General features: G+C 62.4%; 19 protein-coding genes and 1 pseudogene. 19 read left to right on the top strand and 1 reads right to left on the bottom strand.

Annotated elements, in window-relative coordinates; all coding sequences use genetic code 11:
- Positions 1-69 precede the first annotated feature (69 nt).
- From ACH2DG_RS15770 to ACH2DG_RS15750, 5 genes are all read left to right on the top strand, one after another.
- Positions 70-1,521, top strand: a complete 1,452-nt coding sequence (locus tag ACH2DG_RS15770; RefSeq protein WP_395027308.1) for an FAD-binding oxidoreductase — start codon at positions 70-72, stop codon at positions 1,519-1,521.
- Between the two features lie 44 nt (positions 1,522-1,565).
- Positions 1,566-2,738, top strand: a complete 1,173-nt coding sequence (locus ACH2DG_RS15765; RefSeq protein ID WP_395027307.1) for an MFS transporter — start codon at positions 1,566-1,568, stop codon at positions 2,736-2,738.
- A 302-nt stretch (positions 2,739-3,040) separates the two neighbouring features.
- A complete protein-coding gene (locus ACH2DG_RS15760; protein WP_395027306.1) occupies positions 3,041-4,387 on the top strand; it encodes an aspartate aminotransferase family protein in 1,347 nt (448 codons plus the stop codon).
- 23 nt (positions 4,388-4,410) lie between these two features.
- On the top strand, positions 4,411-4,977 hold the full coding sequence (locus tag ACH2DG_RS15755; RefSeq protein ID WP_395027304.1) for a carboxymuconolactone decarboxylase family protein: 567 nt from the start codon (positions 4,411-4,413) through the stop codon (positions 4,975-4,977).
- A 54-nt stretch (positions 4,978-5,031) separates the two neighbouring features.
- Positions 5,032-5,592 (top strand): GNAT family N-acetyltransferase, encoded by a 561-nt coding sequence (locus ACH2DG_RS15750; protein WP_395027303.1) that lies wholly within the window; start codon positions 5,032-5,034, stop codon positions 5,590-5,592.
- Between the two features lie 83 nt (positions 5,593-5,675).
- Here the strand turns inward: ACH2DG_RS15750 and ACH2DG_RS15745 are convergent, their stop codons facing one another.
- Entirely contained in the window at positions 5,676-6,188 is a 513-nt protein-coding gene (locus ACH2DG_RS15745) for a PepSY domain-containing protein (RefSeq protein WP_395027301.1), read from the bottom strand.
- A gap of 230 nt (positions 6,189-6,418) precedes the next feature.
- Between ACH2DG_RS15745 and tkt the strand changes: the two genes are divergently transcribed.
- The 14 genes and pseudogenes from tkt (at position 6,419) to ACH2DG_RS15675 (ending at position 20,190) form a co-directional block, all read left to right on the top strand.
- The gene (tkt, locus tag ACH2DG_RS15740; protein WP_395027300.1) at positions 6,419-8,458 is read left to right on the top strand and encodes a transketolase; all 2,040 of its coding nucleotides are present in this window, start codon (positions 6,419-6,421) and stop codon (positions 8,456-8,458) included.
- 95 nt (positions 8,459-8,553) lie between these two features.
- Positions 8,554-9,102 carry a hypothetical protein gene (locus ACH2DG_RS15735; RefSeq protein WP_395027299.1) on the top strand — a complete coding sequence of 183 codons (549 nt, stop codon included), beginning with the start codon at positions 8,554-8,556 and terminating at the stop codon, positions 9,100-9,102.
- Between the two features lie 328 nt (positions 9,103-9,430).
- Entirely contained in the window at positions 9,431-10,429 is a 999-nt protein-coding gene (gene gap / locus ACH2DG_RS15730) for a type I glyceraldehyde-3-phosphate dehydrogenase (protein ID WP_224150769.1), read from the top strand.
- Positions 10,430-10,650: 221 nt separating this feature from the next.
- Positions 10,651-13,074 (top strand): heavy metal translocating P-type ATPase, encoded by a 2,424-nt coding sequence (locus ACH2DG_RS15725; RefSeq protein ID WP_395027298.1) that lies wholly within the window; start codon positions 10,651-10,653, stop codon positions 13,072-13,074.
- 18 nt (positions 13,075-13,092) lie between these two features.
- Positions 13,093-13,230, top strand: coding sequence for a cbb3-type cytochrome oxidase assembly protein CcoS (gene ccoS, locus ACH2DG_RS15720; protein WP_395027297.1), 138 nt, complete (start codon positions 13,093-13,095; stop codon positions 13,228-13,230).
- A gap of 149 nt (positions 13,231-13,379) precedes the next feature.
- A complete protein-coding gene (gene ccoN / locus ACH2DG_RS15715) occupies positions 13,380-14,825 on the top strand; it encodes a cytochrome-c oxidase, cbb3-type subunit I (protein WP_224150766.1) in 1,446 nt (481 codons plus the stop codon).
- A gap of 15 nt (positions 14,826-14,840) precedes the next feature.
- Positions 14,841-15,470, top strand: a complete 630-nt coding sequence (gene ccoO / locus ACH2DG_RS15710) for a cytochrome-c oxidase, cbb3-type subunit II (RefSeq protein WP_395027295.1) — start codon at positions 14,841-14,843, stop codon at positions 15,468-15,470.
- A gap of 11 nt (positions 15,471-15,481) precedes the next feature.
- A pseudogene (locus ACH2DG_RS15705) lies at positions 15,482-15,616 on the top strand (cbb3-type cytochrome oxidase subunit 3); the annotation flags it as partial.
- A 32-nt stretch (positions 15,617-15,648) separates the two neighbouring features.
- On the top strand, positions 15,649-16,566 hold the full coding sequence (gene ccoP / locus ACH2DG_RS15700) for a cytochrome-c oxidase, cbb3-type subunit III (protein WP_395027294.1): 918 nt from the start codon (positions 15,649-15,651) through the stop codon (positions 16,564-16,566).
- Between the two features lie 132 nt (positions 16,567-16,698).
- On the top strand, positions 16,699-18,153 hold the full coding sequence (gene ccoG, locus ACH2DG_RS15695; protein WP_395027292.1) for a cytochrome c oxidase accessory protein CcoG: 1,455 nt from the start codon (positions 16,699-16,701) through the stop codon (positions 18,151-18,153).
- A 43-nt stretch (positions 18,154-18,196) separates the two neighbouring features.
- Positions 18,197-18,511 carry a FixH family protein gene (locus ACH2DG_RS15690; RefSeq protein ID WP_395027291.1) on the top strand — a complete coding sequence of 105 codons (315 nt, stop codon included), beginning with the start codon at positions 18,197-18,199 and terminating at the stop codon, positions 18,509-18,511.
- On the top strand, positions 18,504-18,821 hold the full coding sequence (locus tag ACH2DG_RS15685; protein WP_395027290.1) for a hypothetical protein: 318 nt from the start codon (positions 18,504-18,506) through the stop codon (positions 18,819-18,821). Before ACH2DG_RS15690 ends, ACH2DG_RS15685 begins: the two co-directional genes overlap by 8 nt.
- The gene (locus ACH2DG_RS15680; protein WP_395027289.1) at positions 18,815-19,561 is read left to right on the top strand and encodes a sulfite exporter TauE/SafE family protein; all 747 of its coding nucleotides are present in this window, start codon (positions 18,815-18,817) and stop codon (positions 19,559-19,561) included. Before ACH2DG_RS15685 ends, ACH2DG_RS15680 begins: the two co-directional genes overlap by 7 nt.
- 230 nt (positions 19,562-19,791) lie before the next feature.
- Positions 19,792-20,190 carry an OsmC family protein gene (locus ACH2DG_RS15675; RefSeq protein WP_395027287.1) on the top strand — a complete coding sequence of 133 codons (399 nt, stop codon included), beginning with the start codon at positions 19,792-19,794 and terminating at the stop codon, positions 20,188-20,190.
- Positions 20,191-20,229 lie beyond the last annotated feature (39 nt).

Below are 20,229 nucleotides of genomic sequence, written 5' to 3'. Positions count from 1 at the left end.
GTACCGGCATGACAGCTGAGCGCCGCCGCCTGCACCATAGCGGCGCCAGGCGCACCACAATAGAGGGCTATGACTACCCCGAGCCCCACCACCACAGCGACTGCCCCTGGCGCTTCCTTCTGGACCGAGTTGCAACAAGCCCTGGGCACACAAGGCTTTGCGCGCAGCGGCGCTGATTCCATTCCCGAAAAATACTGGACCGACTGGAGCGGCACCGCCCCCGTGCAGCCGCTCGCCCTGGTGCGCCCGCGCAGCACGGACGAAGTGAGCGCCTTGCTGCGCATCTGCCATGCACACCGCGTTCCCGTGGTGCCGCAGGGTGGATTGACGGGGCTGGCTGGCGCCGCTGTGCCGGTGCCCGGCTGCGTGGCGATATCGATGGAGCGCATGAACGCCATCGAAGACGTGAATGCGCGCACCGGCCTGATGACCGTGCAGGCGGGAGTGACCTTGCAGGCCGTGCAGGAAGCTGCCGTGGCGGCTGGCCGCGTGTTTGGCGTGGACCTGGGCGCGCGCGGCAGCTGCCAGATTGGCGGCAATGTATCGACCAATGCAGGCGGCAACGGCGTGCTGCAGAACGGCATGATGCGCGAGCAGGTACTGGGCCTGGAAGTGGTGCTGGCCGACGGCACCGTGCTGCCCATGCTGCGCCCCATGCTCAAGAACAACACTGGCTATGACCTGAAGCAATTCTTCATCGGCGCGGAAGGCACCCTGGGCGTGATCACCCGCGTGCTGCTGCGCCTGCGTCCCGCGCCGCAGGCCAAGGCCACCTGCCTGGTTGCCATGCCGGGGTTTGATGAAGCCCTGGCGGTGCTGGCGCGCATGCAGTCGCGCTTTGGCAACAGCGTGGCGGCGTTCGAGCTGATGTGGAACGACTTTGTGCAGACCTCGATGCAGTGGCAAAAGCTCCAGCCCGCCTTTGCCGAGCAGCACCCGCTCCTGGCGCTGATCGATGTGGACGGCAAGGACGAAGCCAGCCTGCAGGATGCGGTGGAAGCCGCCCTGGGTGAAGCCATGGAGGCGGGCGAGGTGGTGGATGCCGTGATTGCCCAATCGGGCGAGCAGGCCAAAAGCCTGTGGAAGCTGCGCGAAGCCCCGGCGGAGATGACCCAGCACATGCACCCCCCTGTCAATTTCGACGTGAGCCTGCCGCAGGTCGATATCGGCCGCTTTGCCGCCGCCTGCCGCGCTGCGTTCGACGCCCGCTGGCCCGGCCACCACAGCCTGTTCTTCGGCCATGTGGGCGACGGCAACCTGCACGTGACGACCGATGGCAAGACCATTGGCGGCGAAGACGAGGCGCTGGAGGCCGTGCTCTACGGTCTGGTGCAACAGTTCCAGGGCAGCGTATCTGCAGAGCATGGCATCGGCTTGCACAAGAAGCCATACCTGCCTTTCAGCCGCACGACTCAGGAGCTGGCTGCCATGCGTGCTATCAAATCTGCACTCGACCCCTTGGGACTGATGAACCCCGGCAAGGTATTCGACGGAGCCGCAGGTGACTGCACAGCGCCATGAGCGCCTGCATGCTGGTCCCGAGACACAACACATAACAAACCGCCATGAACCGCTCCATCGCCTGGCTGGCCCTGTGCCAGGGCCTGTTTCTCACCAACAACGTGGTGTTCATCGCCATCAATGGCCTTGTCGGCCTGCATCTGGCGCCCGCACCCTGGATGGCGACCTTGCCGGTGATGGGCTATGTGGTGGGCGGCGCGCTTTCCACGCCGCTGGTGGCCAGGAGCCAGGCGCGGCTGGGGCGGCAGGGCTCGTTCCAGCTGGGCCTGCTGGTGGCGCTGGGGTCGGCGGCGCTGTGCGCGCTGGCGGCCTACTGGCAGCACTTTGTGTTGCTGTGCCTGTCCACCCTGGTGGCGGGCTACTACAGCGCCAACGGCCAGCTCTACCGCTTTGCAGCGGCCGAACTGGTGGCGCCTGCGCAGCGCGACAAGGCCATTTCACTGGTGCTGGCGGGCGGGCTGATCGGTGCGGTGCTGGGCCCGGGCCTGGCCAGCGCCACGCGCACCATGTTTGCCACGCCGTTTCTGGGCGCTTACCTGGCCTTGATGGTGGTGGCGGTCGTGTCGATGGGGCTGATGCGCCTGGTGCGCTTTGCACCACAGACAGCGGGAGCGGGGGCTGGCAGCGTGCCGCAGCGCACGGTGGGCGAGCTGCTCCGGCAGCCGGGCTTTGCCGTGGCCACCCTGGCGGCTGCGGCCAGCTACGGCATCATGAACCTGCTCATGGCCGCTACGCCGCTGGCCATGGATGTGTGCGGCTTTGATTTCAGCGCCGCCGCAGGCGTGCTGCAGTGGCATGTGATCGGCATGTTTGCCCCGGGCTTTTTCACCGGGCATCTGATCAAGCGCTTTGGCGTGATGCAGGTCATGTTTGTAGGTGTGGTGCTCAATGCCATCTGCGTGGGCATTGCGCTGTCGGGCCAGACCGTGATGCATTTCACGCTGGCGCTCAGCCTGCTGGGCGTGGGCTGGAATTTTCTATTCACCGGCAGCACCACCTTGGCGGTGCAGAACTACCGCCCCGAGGAAAAGGACCGTGCGCAGGCCTGCATCAACTTCTTCGTGTTTGCCACCATGGCGGTGACCTCGTTCGCCTCGGGCGCACTGGTCACCAGCCAGGGCTGGAACATGCTCAACCTGGGCTCCATCGTGCCCCTGATTGCGACCGCGCTCGCCATGGGGTGGCTGGTATGGCAGCAGAAGAGTGCGGCTGCCTGAGCCAGGCGCTGTTCTGGTATGAAATAGGGATCTAGCGCAATGCAGGTGCGCGCCTTGACTATTAAATCAGTAGCGACATGAGTATCAATGGATCATTTGTTCCAAAAAATATTTAAAAAATAACAAATGTTCCTTATACTGTGCGGCATGGCCGCCATGCACAGGGCCGGCGCCGCATCGCAAATGCCGTTTCGCAATCAAAGGAGTACGCGAAGGCGAAGTGAAGGCAGTGCTGTAGCACGGCGAACGCAGCCGACAAAGTAATCGTTTGATTTAGAAACGGAATAAGGAGTGCTTACATCATGAGCCATGTCATCCATCGTTCTCTGGCCAAGGTTCCGCTCGTTGCCGTGGGCGGCAAGGGCGTTCAGCTGTTTGACAAGGCAGGCAAGGCCTACATCGATGCGAGCGGCGGCGCGGCCGTCTCTTGCCTGGGCCATGCCCAGCCGGATGTGATGGCTGCCATGCACCGCCAGATTGACCAGCTGGCCTATGCGCACACCAGTTTCTTCACCACGGAGGTGCAGGAAGAGCTGGCTGACCACCTGATCGCCCATGCGCCTGCGGGCATGACGGATGTGTACTTCGTCTCGGGCGGCTCGGAAGCCGTGGAAGCCGCGCTGAAAATGGCGCGCCAGTATTTTGTGGAGATCGGCCAGCCCGAGCGCACGCATTTTGTTGCGCGCCGCCAGAGCTACCATGGCAACACCCTGGGTGCACTGGCCGTTGGCGGCAACGAATGGCGCCGCAAGCAGTTTGCGCCCATCCTGATGGATGTGGGCCGTGTGGCGCCCGCCTACGAGTACCGCGACCGCCGCGCAGACGAAAGCCAGCAGGCCTATACGGCGCGCCTGCTGGCCGAGATTGATGCCAAATTTCAGGAGCTGGGCACCGACAAGGTGATTGCCTTTGTCGCCGAGCCCGTGGTGGGTGCCACGCTGGGCGCGGTGGCGGCGCCCGCTGGCTACTGGACGGGCCTGCGCGCACTGTGCGATAGCTACGGCATTTTGCTGATCGCCGATGAGGTGATGTGCGGCATGGGCCGCACCGGCAGCCTGCATGCGGTGGAGCAGGAGGGCATCAGCCCCGATTTGATGACCATTGCCAAAGGCCTGGGCGGTGGCTACCAGCCGATTGGCGCCGTACTGGCGCAAGGCAGGATTGTGGAGGCCATGCGCAAGGGCAGTGGCCTGTTCCAGCACGGCCACACCTATATCGGCCACCCGATGGCCGCTGCTGCGGCGCTGGCGGTGCAGAAGGTGATTCAGCGCGACCAGCTGATGCCGCAGGTGCTGGCGCGGGGCGCGTACCTGCAAAAGCAGCTGCATGCCCGCTTTGACAGCAACCCGCACGTCGGCGATATACGGGGCCGGGGCTTGTTCTGGGGTGTGGAACTGGTGCAGGACAAGGGCAGCAAGGCGCCTTTTGACCCGGCACTCAAGCTCCATGCCCAGATCAAGGCCCAGGCCATGGAAAACGGCGTGCTGTGCTACCCGATGGGCGGCACGATCGACGGTAGGAATGGCGACCATATCCTGCTGGCGCCGCCGTTCATCATCAGTGAGCCCGAGCTGGACCAGGTGGTGGAGCGCCTGGGCGATGCCATCGATACCGTGCTGGCCCGCAATGGCGCCACAGCGGCTGCATGAATGGACAGGAAAAGACCCTCGCTATGACATCTGCCAACGACCGCATGCCGCCCTTGCCGCAAGAGGCCTGGAGCGAAAAACAGCGCCGCTACGCGCAACCCATCATCGACGGCCCGCGCGGCGCGCTGATCTCGCCCTTTGTTCCGCTGTTGCGCAGCCCCGAGCTGATGGACCATACGCAGCGCCTGGGCGAATACCTGCGCTACCGCAGCGCCATCGGCGTGCGCCTGACCGAGCTGGCCATTCTGGTGACTGCGCGCCAGTGGACGCAGCAGGTGGAATGGGCGATCCATGCGCCGATTGCGTTGCGCGAAGGCGTGGCGCAGGCCACCATTGATGCGGTTGCCGCTGGCAAGCGGCCCTCTGCCATGCCCGAAGACGAAGCCGTGGTGCATGATTTCTGCATCGAGCTGCACCAGGCGCGCCAGGTGAGCGACGCCACCTGGGCAAAGGCCCAGCAGCTGTTCGGCGACAAGGGCGTGATGGACTTGATCGGCATCAACGGCTACTACAGCCTGCTGTCCATGGTGATGAACGCTGCGCGCACCACGGTGCCCGCGTCCTCGCAGGCGCCATTGCCTGCTCTGTGATGGGCGCGGCATGCGGCCTCTCCACAATCCGTAGCGCATGCAATAGAAAAGCGCATGGCCGACAATAAGGCCATGCGCTTTTCTGCCTCCGATTCCAATGATTCCCGCATCATCCGCCCGCTGGGGCTGGCCGACCTTGAAGGCCTGATGCAGGTGCAGGAAGCCTGCTATGGCAGGCACTACATGGAGAGTGCCGAGGTCTATCGCACCCGCATCGCCAGCCCCATGCACTGCTCACTGGTCGCCGTGCAGGGCGATACCGTGCTGGCCTACCTGGCGGCTTACCGCTCCGCCCTGGGGCGTGTCACGCCCATACATGGCGCGTTTGAAGACTATGACGATCCCGACACCCTGTATCTGCACGACATGGCCGTGAGCCCCGATTGCGCGGGCCAGGGGCTGGCATCGGCGCTGCTGGATGCGCTCTGGCACGGTGCGCGCAGCTGGTCTCCCCGCCATTCGGCGTTGGTATCGGTGCAGGGCTCGCAGGATTACTGGCGCCGCAAAGGTTATGCGCTGCATGCGGGCCTGTCTGATGCGGACGCAGCGGCTGTGCGCGGCTATGGCGACGATGCGGTGTATATGGTGCAGCCGTACCGCAACCAGGGCGCTTGAAACGCAAAGGCCAGCGTGTGGCTGGCCTTTTGAGGTGCTCTGCCGCTGGCAGGGCAGGGTCGAGGGATATGCAGAGGTGCGGCTTACTGCTTGATGGTGCCGTCCACCGCATTGACGCGCACTTCCACCAGCTTGCTGTTGGCGTCGATGATCTTCACGTCATAGCTCAGCACGCCCAGGTGGTCGTCCAGATCCACTTCCACGGCCTTGCCGGCCGTGTGCTTGAGTGCGGTGGCAATCGCTTCGTTGATGCCGATCTTGGCGGTGGCCAGGCGGTCGGTGTACTTCTTCTTGGCGGCGCCTTCGTCCTTGGTTTCCAGCATCTTGGAGGCGTCGAGTGCGCTGAACTTCAGCTGGGTCTCGTGATTTTGCGCGTTGATGCCCTTGAACTCATAGACCGGCTGCTTTTTCTTCATGTCGATCTCGGCCTCCACCACCTTCAGTCCGTGCTGGGTCTGCGCGGTGTCGATGGCTTGCGCCAGATCAATGGCAGCGGCCTGGGCGGCAGCCAGCTTGTCTGCCGTGCTGGCCGATGCCGCCAGGGATGACAGGCCCAGAGCCAGAGCGATGGCGGCGGTACGGATGCGGTGTTGCATGGTGAGTCCTTTCGAGTCGTTGGATAGGTGACAGACGCGCATTGCACGCCGTGAAGCCTGGTTTTTATACATTGTTGTGGCATTTGAAAGGGGTAGTCTGGGTGCGATGCGCCGCCTGCCGCGTAGGCGGAGGCCCACTATCTCCGTACGGCAAAGTGCGAATGGCACAGCGCCTTTGCGGGCACGCCAGTAAAATGCCGGGTTTGTTGCTTTCAACTTCTCCCATACCCATGGTCAACACTCAGAATATGGCGAATGCGATCCGCGCACTCGCAATGGATGCCGTTCAACAAGCCAATTCCGGCCACCCCGGTGCCCCCATGGGCATGGCAGACATGGCTGTGGCGCTGTGGAGCAAGCACCTCAAGCACAACCCCGTCAACCCGCAGTGGATCAACCGCGACCGTTTCGTCCTCTCGAACGGCCACGCCTCCATGCTGATCTACGCGCTGCTGCACCTGAGCGGCTACGACCTGCCGATCGAAGAACTCAAGAACTTCCGCCAGCTGCACAGCAAGACCCCTGGCCACCCTGAAGTGGACATCACCCCCGGCGTGGAAACCACCACCGGCCCGCTGGGCCAGGGCATCACCAATGCCGTGGGTTTTGCGCTGGCAGAAAAGCTGCTGGCCGCCGAATTCAACCGCCCGGGCCACGATGTGGTGGACCACCACACCTACGTCTTCCTGGGCGATGGCTGCCTGATGGAAGGCATCAGCCACGAAGCCTGCGCCCTGGCTGGCGCATGGAAGCTCAATAAGCTGATCGCGCTGTACGATGACAACGGCATCTCCATCGACGGCAAGGTGCAGCCCTGGTTTGTGGACAACAGCGCCCAGCGCTTTGAAGCCTATGGCTGGAACGTGATCGGCCCGATCGACGGCCACGACCCCAAGGCCGTGAGCGATGCCATCGCCAAGGCCAAGAAGGTGGCAGACAAGCCATCGTTCATCATCTGCAAGACCAGCATCGGCAAGGGCAGCCCCAACCGCCAGGACACGAGCAAGGCCCACGGCGAGCCACTGGGCGCCGAAGAGATCGCGCTCACCCGCTCCGTGCTGGACTGGAACCATGGCCCGTTCGAGATTCCTGCAGACGTCTACGCGGCCTGGGACCACAAGGAACTGGGTACCAAGGCCGAAAAGACCTGGGACGCCCAGTTTGCCGAATACGCCAAGGCCTTCCCCGAACTGGCTGAGGCGCTCCAGCGCCGCATGGCAGGCGACCTGCCCAAGAACTTTGCCCAGATTGCTGTGGAAACCGTGGCCAGCGCCCACGCCAAGGGCGAGACCGTTGCCAGCCGCAAGGCCAGCCAACTGGCGCTGGAAGCCTTCACGGCTGCCATGCCCGAGCTGCTGGGCGGCTCTGCCGACCTGACTGGCTCCAACCTCACCAACACCAAGTCGACACCTGCCTTCCGTGTGGATGACAAGGGCAACGTGGTCAAGACCGAAGACGGCCAGATCGGCCGCCACATCAACTACGGCGTGCGCGAATTCGGCATGGCCGCCATCATGAACGGCGTGGCGCTGCATGGCGGCTACATTCCTTACGGCGGCACCTTCCTGACCTTCAGCGACTACAGCCGCAATGCCATCCGCATGGCAGCGCTGATGAAGCGACGCGTGGTGCACGTGTTCACGCACGACTCCATCGGCCTGGGCGAAGACGGCCCGACCCACCAGTCGATCGAGCATGCAGCCAGCCTGCGCCTGATTCCGAACCTGGACGTGTGGCGCCCAGCGGACACCACCGAAACCGCCGTGGCCTGGAGCGTGGCGCTGACCAACCGCGACAAGCCGACGGCCATGCTGCTGTCGCGCCAGAATCTGCCCTATGCGCCCAAGAATGGCGAGGCCATTGGCAACATCAGCCGCGGCGCCTATGTGCTCTCCGAGCCTGCAGACATCGGCCTGAAGAAAAAGGCCGAGGCCGTGATCATTGCCACCGGCTCCGAAGTGCAACTGGCCTTGAAGGCCCAGCGCCTGCTGGCCGAGCGCAAGATTGCCGTGCGCGTGGTCTCCATGCCCAGCACCACAACCTTCGACAAGGAAGATGTCAAGTACAAGTCCAGTGTGCTGCCAGCGGGCCTGCCACGCGTGGCGGTGGAAATGGGTGTCACCGGCTTCTGGTGGAAGTACGGCTGCGCGGCTGTAGTCGGCATCGACACCTACGGCGAATCGGCACCGGCTGGCGTGTTGTTCGAGCACTTTGGCTTTACCGCCGAAAACGTGGCCAATACGGTGCAAGTGGCGTTGCAGAAACGCTAATCACTGATAGATAGACTTTTGATTGTTATAGGTTATGGCTATAGTTGCCATACCTATAACAGTGAACCCTCGAAAAGAGGGGAGAAAGAAAGTCTATGAATTTCATCCTGGGATACGCGCGCTATCTGCTGCTTGGCGGTCTTGCCTTGCTGGGCTTTGGCGGCTATCTGCTCTACCAGAGCGCTACCGGCGGAGGCATCCCGCAAGAATCGGCCTTGGCCGTGGTGCAAGGCGAGGTGGCGGGCGCCCGCAAGGTGACGGTCACGAAAAAGCGTCGCCGCGGCGGCGAGAGCCACTCCTACTACTATGAAGTGGATGTGCAGCCCCAGTCCGGCGACAAGCTGACCGTGCGCCTGCCAACCCTGGTGCCGGAATCCAAGGTGCAGGACATGGCGAACGCCGACACCATTCAGGTCTCGTACGACGCCACCAGCTCGAACAACGACGCATACGCCGTCCAGGGCGATGGCAAGGAAATCCTGCCCTATGCGCAGATGGCCAAGTACATGCAGGAAGACGCCGACCGCAGCAGCGCGGAAGCCCCGTTGATGATGGGTGCAGGCCTGCTGCTGGCCATTCTGGGCGGCCTGGGCATGCGGTGGCGCCGCCGGCGCATACAGGCGGCCGAGGCAGTGGCAGCCTGAATTCCCGCGGTCTGCATAGATAGCAAGACGATCCCAAGGCCCCGTTGCGGGGCCTTTTTCATGCCTATCGGGTTGCAGGCTGTGCCGCTGCTGTCGCGCAGCCGTCACAGGCAGGCACTAGGCCAATGGCCCAAAAATGCGCCACGATACAGGGCGCCTCTACAATACGCGGCATGATTGAAGCGCCTCGGTGGCTCTGCTGTGCCGGGGCGTATGCGCTTGTCGCTCCGCCGGGCCTCAAAAGCGGCACCCAGTGGCGAATCGATCGCCACATTGCCATTGCTGCAGCCGGATGGACATCCAGAATTTCATTTACTTGGAGAAAACCATGGCAATCAAGGTAGGTATCAACGGTTTTGGCCGTATCGGCCGCAATGTGCTGCGCTCGGCAGTGCAGAATTTTTCTGACATCGAAATCGTTGCCATCAACGACCTGCTGGAGCCTGACTACCTGGCCTACATGCTGAAGTACGACAGCGTGCACGGCCGCTTCGACGGTGAAGTTTCTGTGGAAGGCAACACCCTGATCGTCAACGGCAAGAAGATCCGCCTCACGCAAGAGCGCGATCCTGCAGCACTGAAATGGAACGAAGTGGGCGCGGACGTGGTGATCGAATCCACCGGCCTCTTCCTCACCAAGGAAACCGCGCAGAAGCACATCGACGCGGGTGCCAAGAAGGTGATCATGTCGGCGCCTTCCAAGGACGACACCCCCATGTTCGTGTACGGCGTGAACGACAAGAGCTACAAGGGCGAAGCCATCATCTCCAATGCATCGTGCACCACCAACTGCCTGGCTCCCGTGGCCAAGGTGCTGAACGACAAGTGGGGCATCAAGCGCGGTCTGATGACCACCGTGCACGCCGCCACCGCTACGCAAAAGACCGTGGACGGCCCTTCGAACAAGGACTGGCGCGGTGGCCGTGGCATTCTGGAAAACATCATTCCTTCGAGCACCGGCGCTGCCAAGGCAGTGGGCGTGGTGATTCCCGAGCTGAACAAGAAGCTGACCGGCATGTCCTTCCGCGTGCCTACGTCTGACGTATCCGTGGTGGACCTGACCGTGGAGCTGAACAGCGAAGCCACCTACGAAGAAATCTGCGCAGAGATGAAGGCACAGTCGCAAGGCGCGCTCAAGGGCGTACTGGGCTACACCGAAGACAAGGTGGTGGCCACCGACTTCCGTGGTGAAACCTGCACCTCCGTGTTCGACGCCGAAGCCGGCATTGCCCTGGACAAGACCTTTGTGAAGGTCGTCTCCTGGTACGACAACGAATGGGGCTACTCCAACAAGTGCCTCGAAATGGTGCGCGTGGTCGCCAAGTAATTCCCGGCAGTTACCTGCCTGCGCTGATGCAATAGACGCAGGGAGCAACAGCAATCACAACAAGCCAGCATGCCAAGCATGCTGGCTTTTTGCATTCTTCACGGCGGGTTTGCCGACGCAACTCCGTTGGATCTGCCACAAGGCATTGGTTATTTGGGCGCAGTCGGCAATGCTTGATGCGCATCAAGATGAGAGCTTGGCGAGCTGACTAAGCTCTCGCCATGCAGGACAGTCATGCACGGCCCGTAGACGATTCCCCTCCCGCTTCTCACGAAGCGGGGAGCGGCACTGTTTTGGGAACGCTGCTGCTGGACGATGCCCGAGAATGGCCGCGGTTTGGCCGCTGCCTGGACGACATTGCCGGTCGGTGGGAGTCGCACATCGTGGTCGGCGGTATGTATTGCGCGGCCTGCGCATTGACCATCGAGGACGCATTGCGCACCGTGCCAGGCGTGGAGCAGGTGGAGGTCAGCACGTCTGCCGAGCGCGCGCGCGTGGTGTGGGTGGCGGGGCAGACACGTCCTTCACGCTGGATGGCAGCCATCGAGGCGGCAGGCTACCGCGTGCAGCCGGCCATGGATGCCTTGGTGCGGGAGCTGCGCAGGCAAGAGTCCCGCCAGTTGCTGTGGCGCTGGCTGGTGGCGGCGTTCTGCATGATGCAGGTCATGATGTACGCATGGCCGGTGTACGTGGCGCAACCCGGGGACCTGGGCGCAGACATGGAATCGCTGCTGCGCTGGGCCTCATGGGTGGTTTCGCTGCCGGTGCTGTTGTTCACCTGCCAGCCCTTTTTCAAGGGCGCCTGGCGTGATTTGCGCAGGCGCCAGGTCGGCATGGACCTGCCAGTGGCCTTGGGTATGGGCATCGCGTTCGGCGTCAGCACGCTGGGCACGCTGGACCCGGGTGGTCCTTTCGGCAGCGAGGTGTACTTCGACTCGTTCACGATGTTCGTGTTCTTTCTGCTCTCCGGTCGCCTGCTGGAGCAGCGTCTGCGTCACCGCAACGCAGGCTTGCTGGATGCGGCATTGAACCGCCTGCCGCAATCTGTCCAGCGTGTCGAGCAAAGCGGCGGGTTGCAGTCGGTGGCGCTGAGCGATCTGCGCGTGGGAGACACGATTCATGTGCTGCCCGGCGATATCTTTGCAGCCGATGGCGTGGTGCGCAGAGGTTGCTCGCAGGCGGACGAGTCGCTGCTCACAGGCGAGGCCACGCCCCGGCCCAAGACAATCGGCGACAGCGTGGTGAGCGGCAGCGCCAACCTGGTTGCGCCACTGGATATCGAAGTGGTGCGGCTCGGCGAGCAGACCGTTTACGCAGGCATGGTGGCCCTGATGCGCCAGGCGGCCACACAGAAGCCGGCGATGGTGCAGCTGGCCGACCGTGTGGCGCGACCTTTTTTGTGGGCGGTGCTGCTGTGTGCCGTGCTGGCAGCCGTGCTGTGGTGGCCACAGGGCCCTGCGCAGGCGCTGATGGTGGCCGTGGCGGTACTCATCGTCACCTGCCCGTGCGCGCTGTCGCTGGCTGCACCTGCCTCATTGCTGTGCGCGGCAGGTGCGGCGGCGCGCCATGGCGCGCTTGTGCGGCACCTGCAGGCGCGGGAGCAATTGAACCATGTCGATACCGTGGTGTTCGACAAGACCGGCACGCTCACCAATGGCTGGCTGCGCCTGCGGCAGGTCACCCTCCTGGGCCCGTTGCCGGGCAAGGAAGTATCTCGGCTGGCTGCCTTGCTGGCCCGTCAATCGCATCATCCCGCCGCGCGCGCGCTGGTGCAGCCAGACACGGGTGAAGCGCCTGGCTGGCGAATGGATGAGGTGCATGAAGTTGCAGGTCAGGGCCTGCAGGCACGTGTCGTCCAACTGGGGAACTTGCCCATGCATGCGACGATGCCGCCTGCAGGGCAGCCGTTCGAGCTGCGTCTGGGATCGGCTGCATTCACCGAATTGCCGCAAGACGAGGCGCCCGGCGCTCGGCTGGTTCTGGCCTGGCGCGGCTGCCACCAGGGGTCCTGGCAGCCTTTGGCCGCCTTCAGCCTGACCGAATCACCGAGGCCGGAAGCTTTCCAGGCATTGCAGGCGCTGCGCCAGGCCGGGCTGCATATCTGCCTGCTGTCGGGCGATCGTGAAGAGGCGGTGCAGGCACTGGCACACCAGTTGGACATCGAAGTGGCCCACGGCCAATGCTCGCCTGCAGGAAAGCTGGCCTGGCTCCAGGCCCGGCAATCGGAGGGGCACCGCATCGCCATGGTGGGGGACGGTTTGAACGACGGGCCGGTGCTGGCTGCCGCGCAGGTGTCGTTCGCCATGGGGGACGCGCTGCCATTGGCGCAGGCGCAATCCGATATTGTGGTTCCTGGTGGCGACTTGCGTGTGGTGGCGTGCTGCGTGCTGCACGCGCGTGCCACTCTGCGCGTGATCCGCCAGAACCTGCTATGGGCGGCTGCCTACAACGCGCTTTGCGTGCCGCTGGCCATGCTGGGCCACATGCCTGCATGGCTGGCGGGGCTGGGCATGGCGCTCAGCTCGCTGGCCGTGGTGTTGAATGCAGCCCGGCTGCTGCGCTGGCCAGCAACCGGCGTGCCACGGGCCGGTGCCGCCTCAGGCACAGCGGCAACCCCTGGAACCCAGGCAATGGGTCGCATCTGAGCGGCCTGGAGACATCGAATGGACATCCTCTTTCTGATCATCCCCCTGTCAGTGCTGCTGGTGCTGCTGGTGGTGGCCGCGTTGTGGTGGGCCGTTCACAGCGGTCAATTCGAGAGCGTGGAGCCGGAAGGCGAGCGCATCCTGCACGACTCTTGAGGCAAGTCAAAGGGCTGGAGGCAACGAAGGCGAACACTATCGGTCAGGAAAGCCGGATTTCATCCGTTGTTATGCCGAGCAGGCAGACCTCTTGGCCGTGGATGCATGCCATGGCAAGCCGAGCTTCCGACCTGTCAACGAGGGACAAAATGGTTGCGACTTCTTCACAAGCCAGCACCACCCATTACGACGACACCGTAGTGCGCCAATTCGCCTTCATGGCGGTGGTCTGGGGTGTGGTTGGCATGGCTGTAGGGCTGTTCATTGCCGCACAACTGGCCTGGCCAGAGATCGGTGCCGGTATTCCATGGCTGAGTTATGGGCGCCTGCGTCCATTGCATACCAACGCCGTGATCTTCGCCTTTGGCGGCTGCGCGTTGTTTGCCACCAGCTACTACATCGTGCAGCGCACCGGGCATACCCGGCTGTTCTGCCCCAGGCTGGCCAGCTTCACCTTCTGGGGCTGGCAAGCCGTGATTCTGGCAGCTGCCATCAGCCTGCCGCTGGGATACACGCAGGGCAAGGAATATGCCGAACTGGAGTGGCCCATCGATGTGCTCATCACCCTCGTCTGGGTGGCGTATGCCATCGTATTCTTCGGAACGGTGGGCATCCGCAAGGTACGCCACATCTATGTGGCCAACTGGTTCTTCGGGGCCTTCATCATTGCCGTTGCATTGCTGCATATCGTGAACAGTGCGGCCATTCCTTCCGGTTGGATGAAGAGCTACTCGGCCTACGCAGGGGTACAGGACGCCATGGTGCAGTGGTGGTATGGCCACAATGCCGTGGGCTTCTACCTCACTGCAGCATTTCTGGGAATGATGTACTACTTCATTCCCAAGCAGGCAGGCCGCCCGGTGTACAGCTACCGCTTGTCCATCGTGCATTTCTGGGCGCTGATCTTCACCTACATGTGGGCCGGTCCGCACCACCTGCATTACACCGCATTGCCTGACTGGGCGCAATCGGTGGGCATGGTGTTCTCGCTGATTCTGCTGGCACCCAGCTGGGGCGGCATGATCAACGGCATCATGACCCTGTCGGGTGCCTGGCACAAGCTGCGCGACGACCCGATCCTGCGCTTCCTGATTGTTTCGCTGTCCTTCTATGGCATGGCCACCTTTGAAGGGCCGTTGATGTCCATCAAGACGGTCAACGCCCTCAGCCACTACACCGACTGGACGGTGGGCCATGTGCATGCCGGCGCGCTGGGCTGGGTGGGGCTGATCACCATGGGCTCTCTGTATGCCCTGATTCCGCGTCTGTTCGGACGCGAGAAGATGTACTCCATTCGTGCCATCGAACTGCATTTCTGGCTGAGCACCGTAGGCATCGTGCTCTACATCGCCGCCATGTGGATTGCGGGCGTGATGCAGGGCATCATGTGGCGCGAAGTCAATGCGGATGGCACGCTGGCCTATACCTTCGTCGAAAGCGTCAAGGCCACCTATCCCTTCTATGTCATCCGTGCGCTGGGAGGCCTTCTGTACCTGAGCGGCATGCTGCTGATGCTCTGGAATGTATGGATGACGGTGATCTCCGGGCGCTCCATCCGGGTCGCCATTCCTGCGCCGCAACCGGCACACGCCTGATCAAGGTACGACACCATGAGCAATGAGCAAACCACAAGCAAGGGCTTCAGCCACGAGCGTATTGAAACCAACAACTTCCTGATGATCGTCTTGATCGTCCTGGTCGTTGCCGTTGGAGGTCTGGTCGAGATCGTTCCGTTGTTCTTCCAGAAGTCCACGACCGAGCCGATCGCCGGTCTCAAGCCCTATACCGCCACGCAACTGATCGGCCGCGATATCTATCTGCGCGAGGGTTGCTACAACTGCCACTCGCAGATGATCCGTCCGTTTCGGGCTGAAACGCTGCGCTACGGCCACTACTCGGTGGCAGGGGAGTTCGTCTACGACCATCCGTTCCAGTGGGGCTCAAAGCGTACGGGTCCCGATCTGCACCGTGTAGGCGGCAAATACAGCGACGAATGGCATCGCGTGCATCTGAACAATCCGCGTGATGTGGTGCCTGAGTCCAATATGCCAGCTTATCCCTGGCTGCAGGCGACAGTCGTAGATCCATCCGATGCAGCACCTCGCATGCGCGCATTGCGCAAGGTCGGAGTACCTTACACCGACGACGAGATCACTGCGTCTTCCGATGAGCTCAAAGGCAAGACCGAGATGGACGCGCTGGTGGCCTATCTGCAGGTGATGGGCCGTGCATTGAAGTAATGGAGCTTCCAATGGACATCAACGACTTACGAATCTTCTTTACCCTGGCCTCGCTAGCCTGCTTTGTCGGCATTGCACGCTGGGCATACAGCAGAAGCAACCGCCTCCGCTTTGACGAAGACGCCATGCTGCCTTTCGATGACGAGGCCCTGCCATCACAAGTTGAGCGGGGACAAAAATGAGCGATTTCACGAGCAATTTCTGGTCCGGGTATGTGGCGGCCATCACGCTGCTCAGCATTTTTGCGTGTCTGCTTCTGCTTTTTCTGACTGCCCGAAAGAAAGTAGTCTCCAAGGGCGAGGACAGCACGACCGGGCATGTATGGGATGAAGATTTGACCGAAGCCAACAATCCCATGCCGCTGTGGTGGATGGGGTTGTTCGTCATCACCATTGTGTTTGGCCTGTCTTATCTGGCGCTCTATCCGGGCCTGGGCAGCTACGCCGGAGAAAAGAAATGGAGTTCCGCCCAGAGTTACCAGAATGAGGTGCAGCAGGCCAGCAAGGAACTGGCGCCGGTCTATGCGCGGTTTGACGGCATGAGCACGCAGGCACTGGCCCAGGACGGGGCGGCCTTGGGTATTGGTGAGCGTCTGTTCATGAACAACTGTGCCCAATGCCATGGCTCTGACGCGCGCGGCAGCAAAGGCTTCCCCAACCTGGCGGACAGCGACTGGCTCTATGGCGGCGCACCGGAGCAGATTTCGGAGACCATCCACAAAGGCCGCAATGGCAGCATGCCCCCGATGGCGGCTGCCGTGGGATCGGCTGACGATGTGCGCAATCTGGCGCACTATGTGATGAGCCTGTCCAATAGCCCGCACGATTCCCTGCGGGCCAGCCTTGGCAAGTCCAAGTTCACCGCCTGTGCCGCCTGCCATGGGGTGGATGGCAAAGGCAATCAGGCCGTCGGCGCCCCCAACCTGACGGATCAGATATGGCTGCATGGTTGGGGAGAGCAGGCCATCGTATCCATCATCAACAACGGGCGCACCAACCAGATGCCTGCACAAGAAGGCAAGTTGACCGAGCAGCAGATCAAGGTGCTGACGGCTTACGTATGGCGCTTGTCGAACCAGGGAGGCGCCACCAAGTAGAGCACCCACCCGTTTCCGCAGTGTTCGACGCCATCTCGCGGTTATGCCGATGGCAGCCTGGGCCAAGGCATCCGCGGCCCTTTTCTCGTCAGAGGGCTCTGGTGTGGTACCGCCGCCAAGCCTGCAGTTTGTATGAATTCGCCGCCGCCTTCCCCTCAAACGCGCACGGATGCATATGGCGCCATTCCCATCGTTCCTGCACCTGCAGAGACGGTAGAAGCACTGTATGCCGCGCAGCAGAAGATCTACCCCCGCTCCATTACAGGCGCGCTCTCACGCTTGCGCTGGGCCATGGTGTGGCTCACGCAACTGGTGTTCTACGGCCTGCCCTGGTTGACCTGGGGCGACCGGCCCATGGTGCTGTTCGATCTGGGGGCGCGGCGTTTCTATCTGTTTGGTCTGGTCCTGTATCCACAGGATTTCATCTACCTGACCGCATTGCTTGTCATCAGCGCACTATCGCTTTTCTTGTTTACGGCAGTAGCAGGGCGACTATGGTGTGGATTTACTTGCCCGCAGACTGTCTACACCGAATTGTTCCTCTGGATCGAGAAGAAGGTCGAAGGCGACCGCAGTGCACGCCTGCGCCTGGACCAGGGCCGCTGGACTTTCGAGAAGCTGCGCAAGAAAACATTCAAGCAGCTGTTGTGGCTTGCTATTGCAGCGTGGACGGGCTTTACTTTTGTTGGGTATTTCGTGCCCATCCGCGCATTGGCGGTTGAGCTGGCGGCGCTGCAGGGCTCCTGGCAGATTTTCTGGGTACTGTTCTATGGCTTTGCCACCTACGGCAACGCCGGGTATATGCGAGAACAGGTCTGCAAGTACATGTGTCCCTATGCACGTTTTCAGAGCGCCATGTTCGACAAGGACACGCTTATCGTCAGCTATGACGGCATGCGCGGCGAGCCGCGCGGCCCGCGTGCCAAGAAGGCGGACCACCGCAGCCAGGGCCTGGGAGACTGTATCGATTGCAAGCTGTGCGTGCAAGTGTGCCCCACAGGCATCGACATCCGAAATGGCCTGCAGTACGAGTGCATTGGATGCGGCCTGTGCGTGGACGCCTGCAACAACGTCATGGACAAGGTGGGCTATTCGCGTGGACTGATCCGCTTTGCCACCCAGAATGCCATGGCCGGTGGCTGGAGCAAAGCGCAGATGCTGCGCCGCGTACTGCGTCCGCGCGTTCTGATCTATGCGGGCGTTCTGGCCGCATTGACGGTAGCCATGGTGTCCAGCCTGTACCTGCGCACCCCGCTCAAGGTGGATGTGGTGCGCGACCGTGCTGCGCTGGCGCGTCTGGCCCCAGGCGGCAAGCTGGAAAACGTATACCGCCTGCAAATCATGAATGCGACCGAGGCAACCCGTACCTACCGTATCAGCGCCAGTGGATTGACGGGGCTGGAGGTGGTTTCCGAATCTTCTACGCAGGTGGCGCCAGCACAGGCGCGCTGGGTTGCGGTGCGGTTGCAGATTCCCTATGACAGCCTGCCTGCGGGCTCACATGCTTTCCAATTCGAGGTGCGGGCCGAGGATGGCTCTGCATCTGAGTCCGTGAGCGAAAAATCGGTGTTTCTGGTGCCGCGATGAGCGCCGCTCTCTTCACCCCTAAATCACATACAGGAGCCTTGCCATGACTACCGAATCCACGCTGCACCCGTCCGAGCAGGTACCCTGCGCCCCCTGGTGGCGTTTTGGGCACGTCTGGCTGCTCATTGCCGGTCCGGTCAGCGTGGTGGCTGCGGGTGTGGTCACCGGCTGGATTGCCGTGCATGGACAGGACCCCGTCATTGACTCCAACTATTACCGGAATGGCCTTCGCATTAACCAGCAACTGATGCAGCACTCTGAAAAATCGCTGGCGCCTGCAATACAAGGCCGCAATCATGCGGTGAGTCCTGCACCATCCGCAAACGCCGCTCCAGCCAGCGAAAAGCGCCATGACTGAAGGCAAATCGGTCAGAAGCTGGCCTCTGCGCTGGATGTGGATCGCCTGGCCAGCGTTTCTGCTGGCTGGCATGCAGGAAATGCTGGTGTTTGCCCTGGTCGATCCGGAAGACCTGAAATGGGCGGGAGCGCCGCTTCCGCTTTCTCGCATGGGCATCTATAGCATTGCCTTTCTGGTGTTCTGGGGGTTGATGGTGGCGGCGACCGCACTCACCATGCTGCTATCGCTGTCGTCCTCCGAGGTGAACCAACATGGCACGGTTGCCCCCGGCGCAGCCCAGCCAGATGCCAATGCAGACGATCGATGCTGATTGGCGTAATGACAACCTGCCTGGCATTGGGGCTGACCGGTGGCGTCCACTGCGTTGCCATGTGCGGTGCGCCTTGTGCGCGACTGGCGTGTGCGAACACATTGTCCAGGCAGGACGCAGACTCTGTGACCTCCAGACTTCTGGTGCATGAGGGGGCTGCACAGCTTGCCGGGCCATCCCTTCCACGACTTCTGGTCCTGCACGGAGGTCGCCTGATGAGCTACGCTGCCCTGGGCGCGCTGGCTGGAGGCGCGGTTGGCGGACTCGCGCAGTTCGTGGCGTGGTCACAGGCATTGCGCCCGCTGTGGGCGTTGCTTCAACTGGTGGTGCTTTTTGCGGGGTTTGGCCTGCTGTTGTGGGGCGCCCGCCCGCCGGACTGGGTGGTACGCAAGCTCCATCCGCTGGGGGCACGCATGCAGCGGTGGCTGCAATCACCGACCCGCTTGGGGTTGGCGGGCCTGGCATGGGCAGGCCTGCCCTGTGGATTGCTTTACTCAGCTGCTGCCATTGCAGCACTCACGGGCCGCGTGCTCGACGGCGCTTTGGCGATGGTGCTGTTTGGCCTGGGTAGCACCCTGTGGCTGCTGGCTGCTCCCTGGCTGTTGCGCCGCATGCAGGGCGGCTTGAACGCCTGGCGGCAGGAGCTGGGCGCACGCCTGGCCGGTATTGCCTTGGTGGGTATGAGCGGCTGGGCGTTGTGGAACCATGCGATGCATGGTGCTCCGCGCCTCTGGTGCTGATCGCGGCGCGAATCTTCGAAGCGGTATGGGGTGCAGCGCTGCCTGTGCCGTGTGGCTTGGCCTTTCTGCGGATCTGATGGGGCGGACCGCTGCGCTGCAAAGGCCAAAGGTTGCCGAGCACCGGCGTGCTTTTCTGGTATCTCCCTGAGGTTTTCGTTTTCAGCTACAAATGGTTTGCCGTGCATGAGCGGCCATCCATTGCAAACGGATTCACCTGGAAGAGCTTTCCCATGACCCATAGCGCACAAGCCCGCAGCACCGATACACCATACCGCGTCACACTCGGCAATCCCCAGGGCCATCTCTGGTATGCAGATGAGCCTGCGAGCCTTGGAGGGGGGGAGACAGCGCCCACTCCGTCTCAACTTCTGCTGTCCGCGCTGGGGGCCTGCACGACCATCACCTTGCAGATGTATGCACAGCGCAAGCAGTGGCCCTTGCAGCACGTTGAAGTGGATCTGCAACTCAGCCCTGCAGGGGCTGGCGCGGGCAATGCCATCGAGCGCACGATCCGGGTTGCTGGCGAGCTGGATGACGAGCAACGCAAGCGGCTGCTGCAAATCGCCAATGCCTGCCCGGTACACAAGCTGTTGGAAGGCGGCATACACATCACGACATCGCTGGTGTAGTGCTTGGCCCTTGGCAGGGGCATGAAAAAGGCGCCCCGC

The sequence above is a fragment of the Comamonas odontotermitis genome (assembly GCF_040396735.1).
In the GTDB taxonomy this organism is placed as follows: domain Bacteria; phylum Pseudomonadota; class Gammaproteobacteria; order Burkholderiales; family Burkholderiaceae_C; genus Comamonas; species Comamonas odontotermitis_C.
This window is presented reverse-complemented; position numbering and strand designations above follow the sequence as displayed.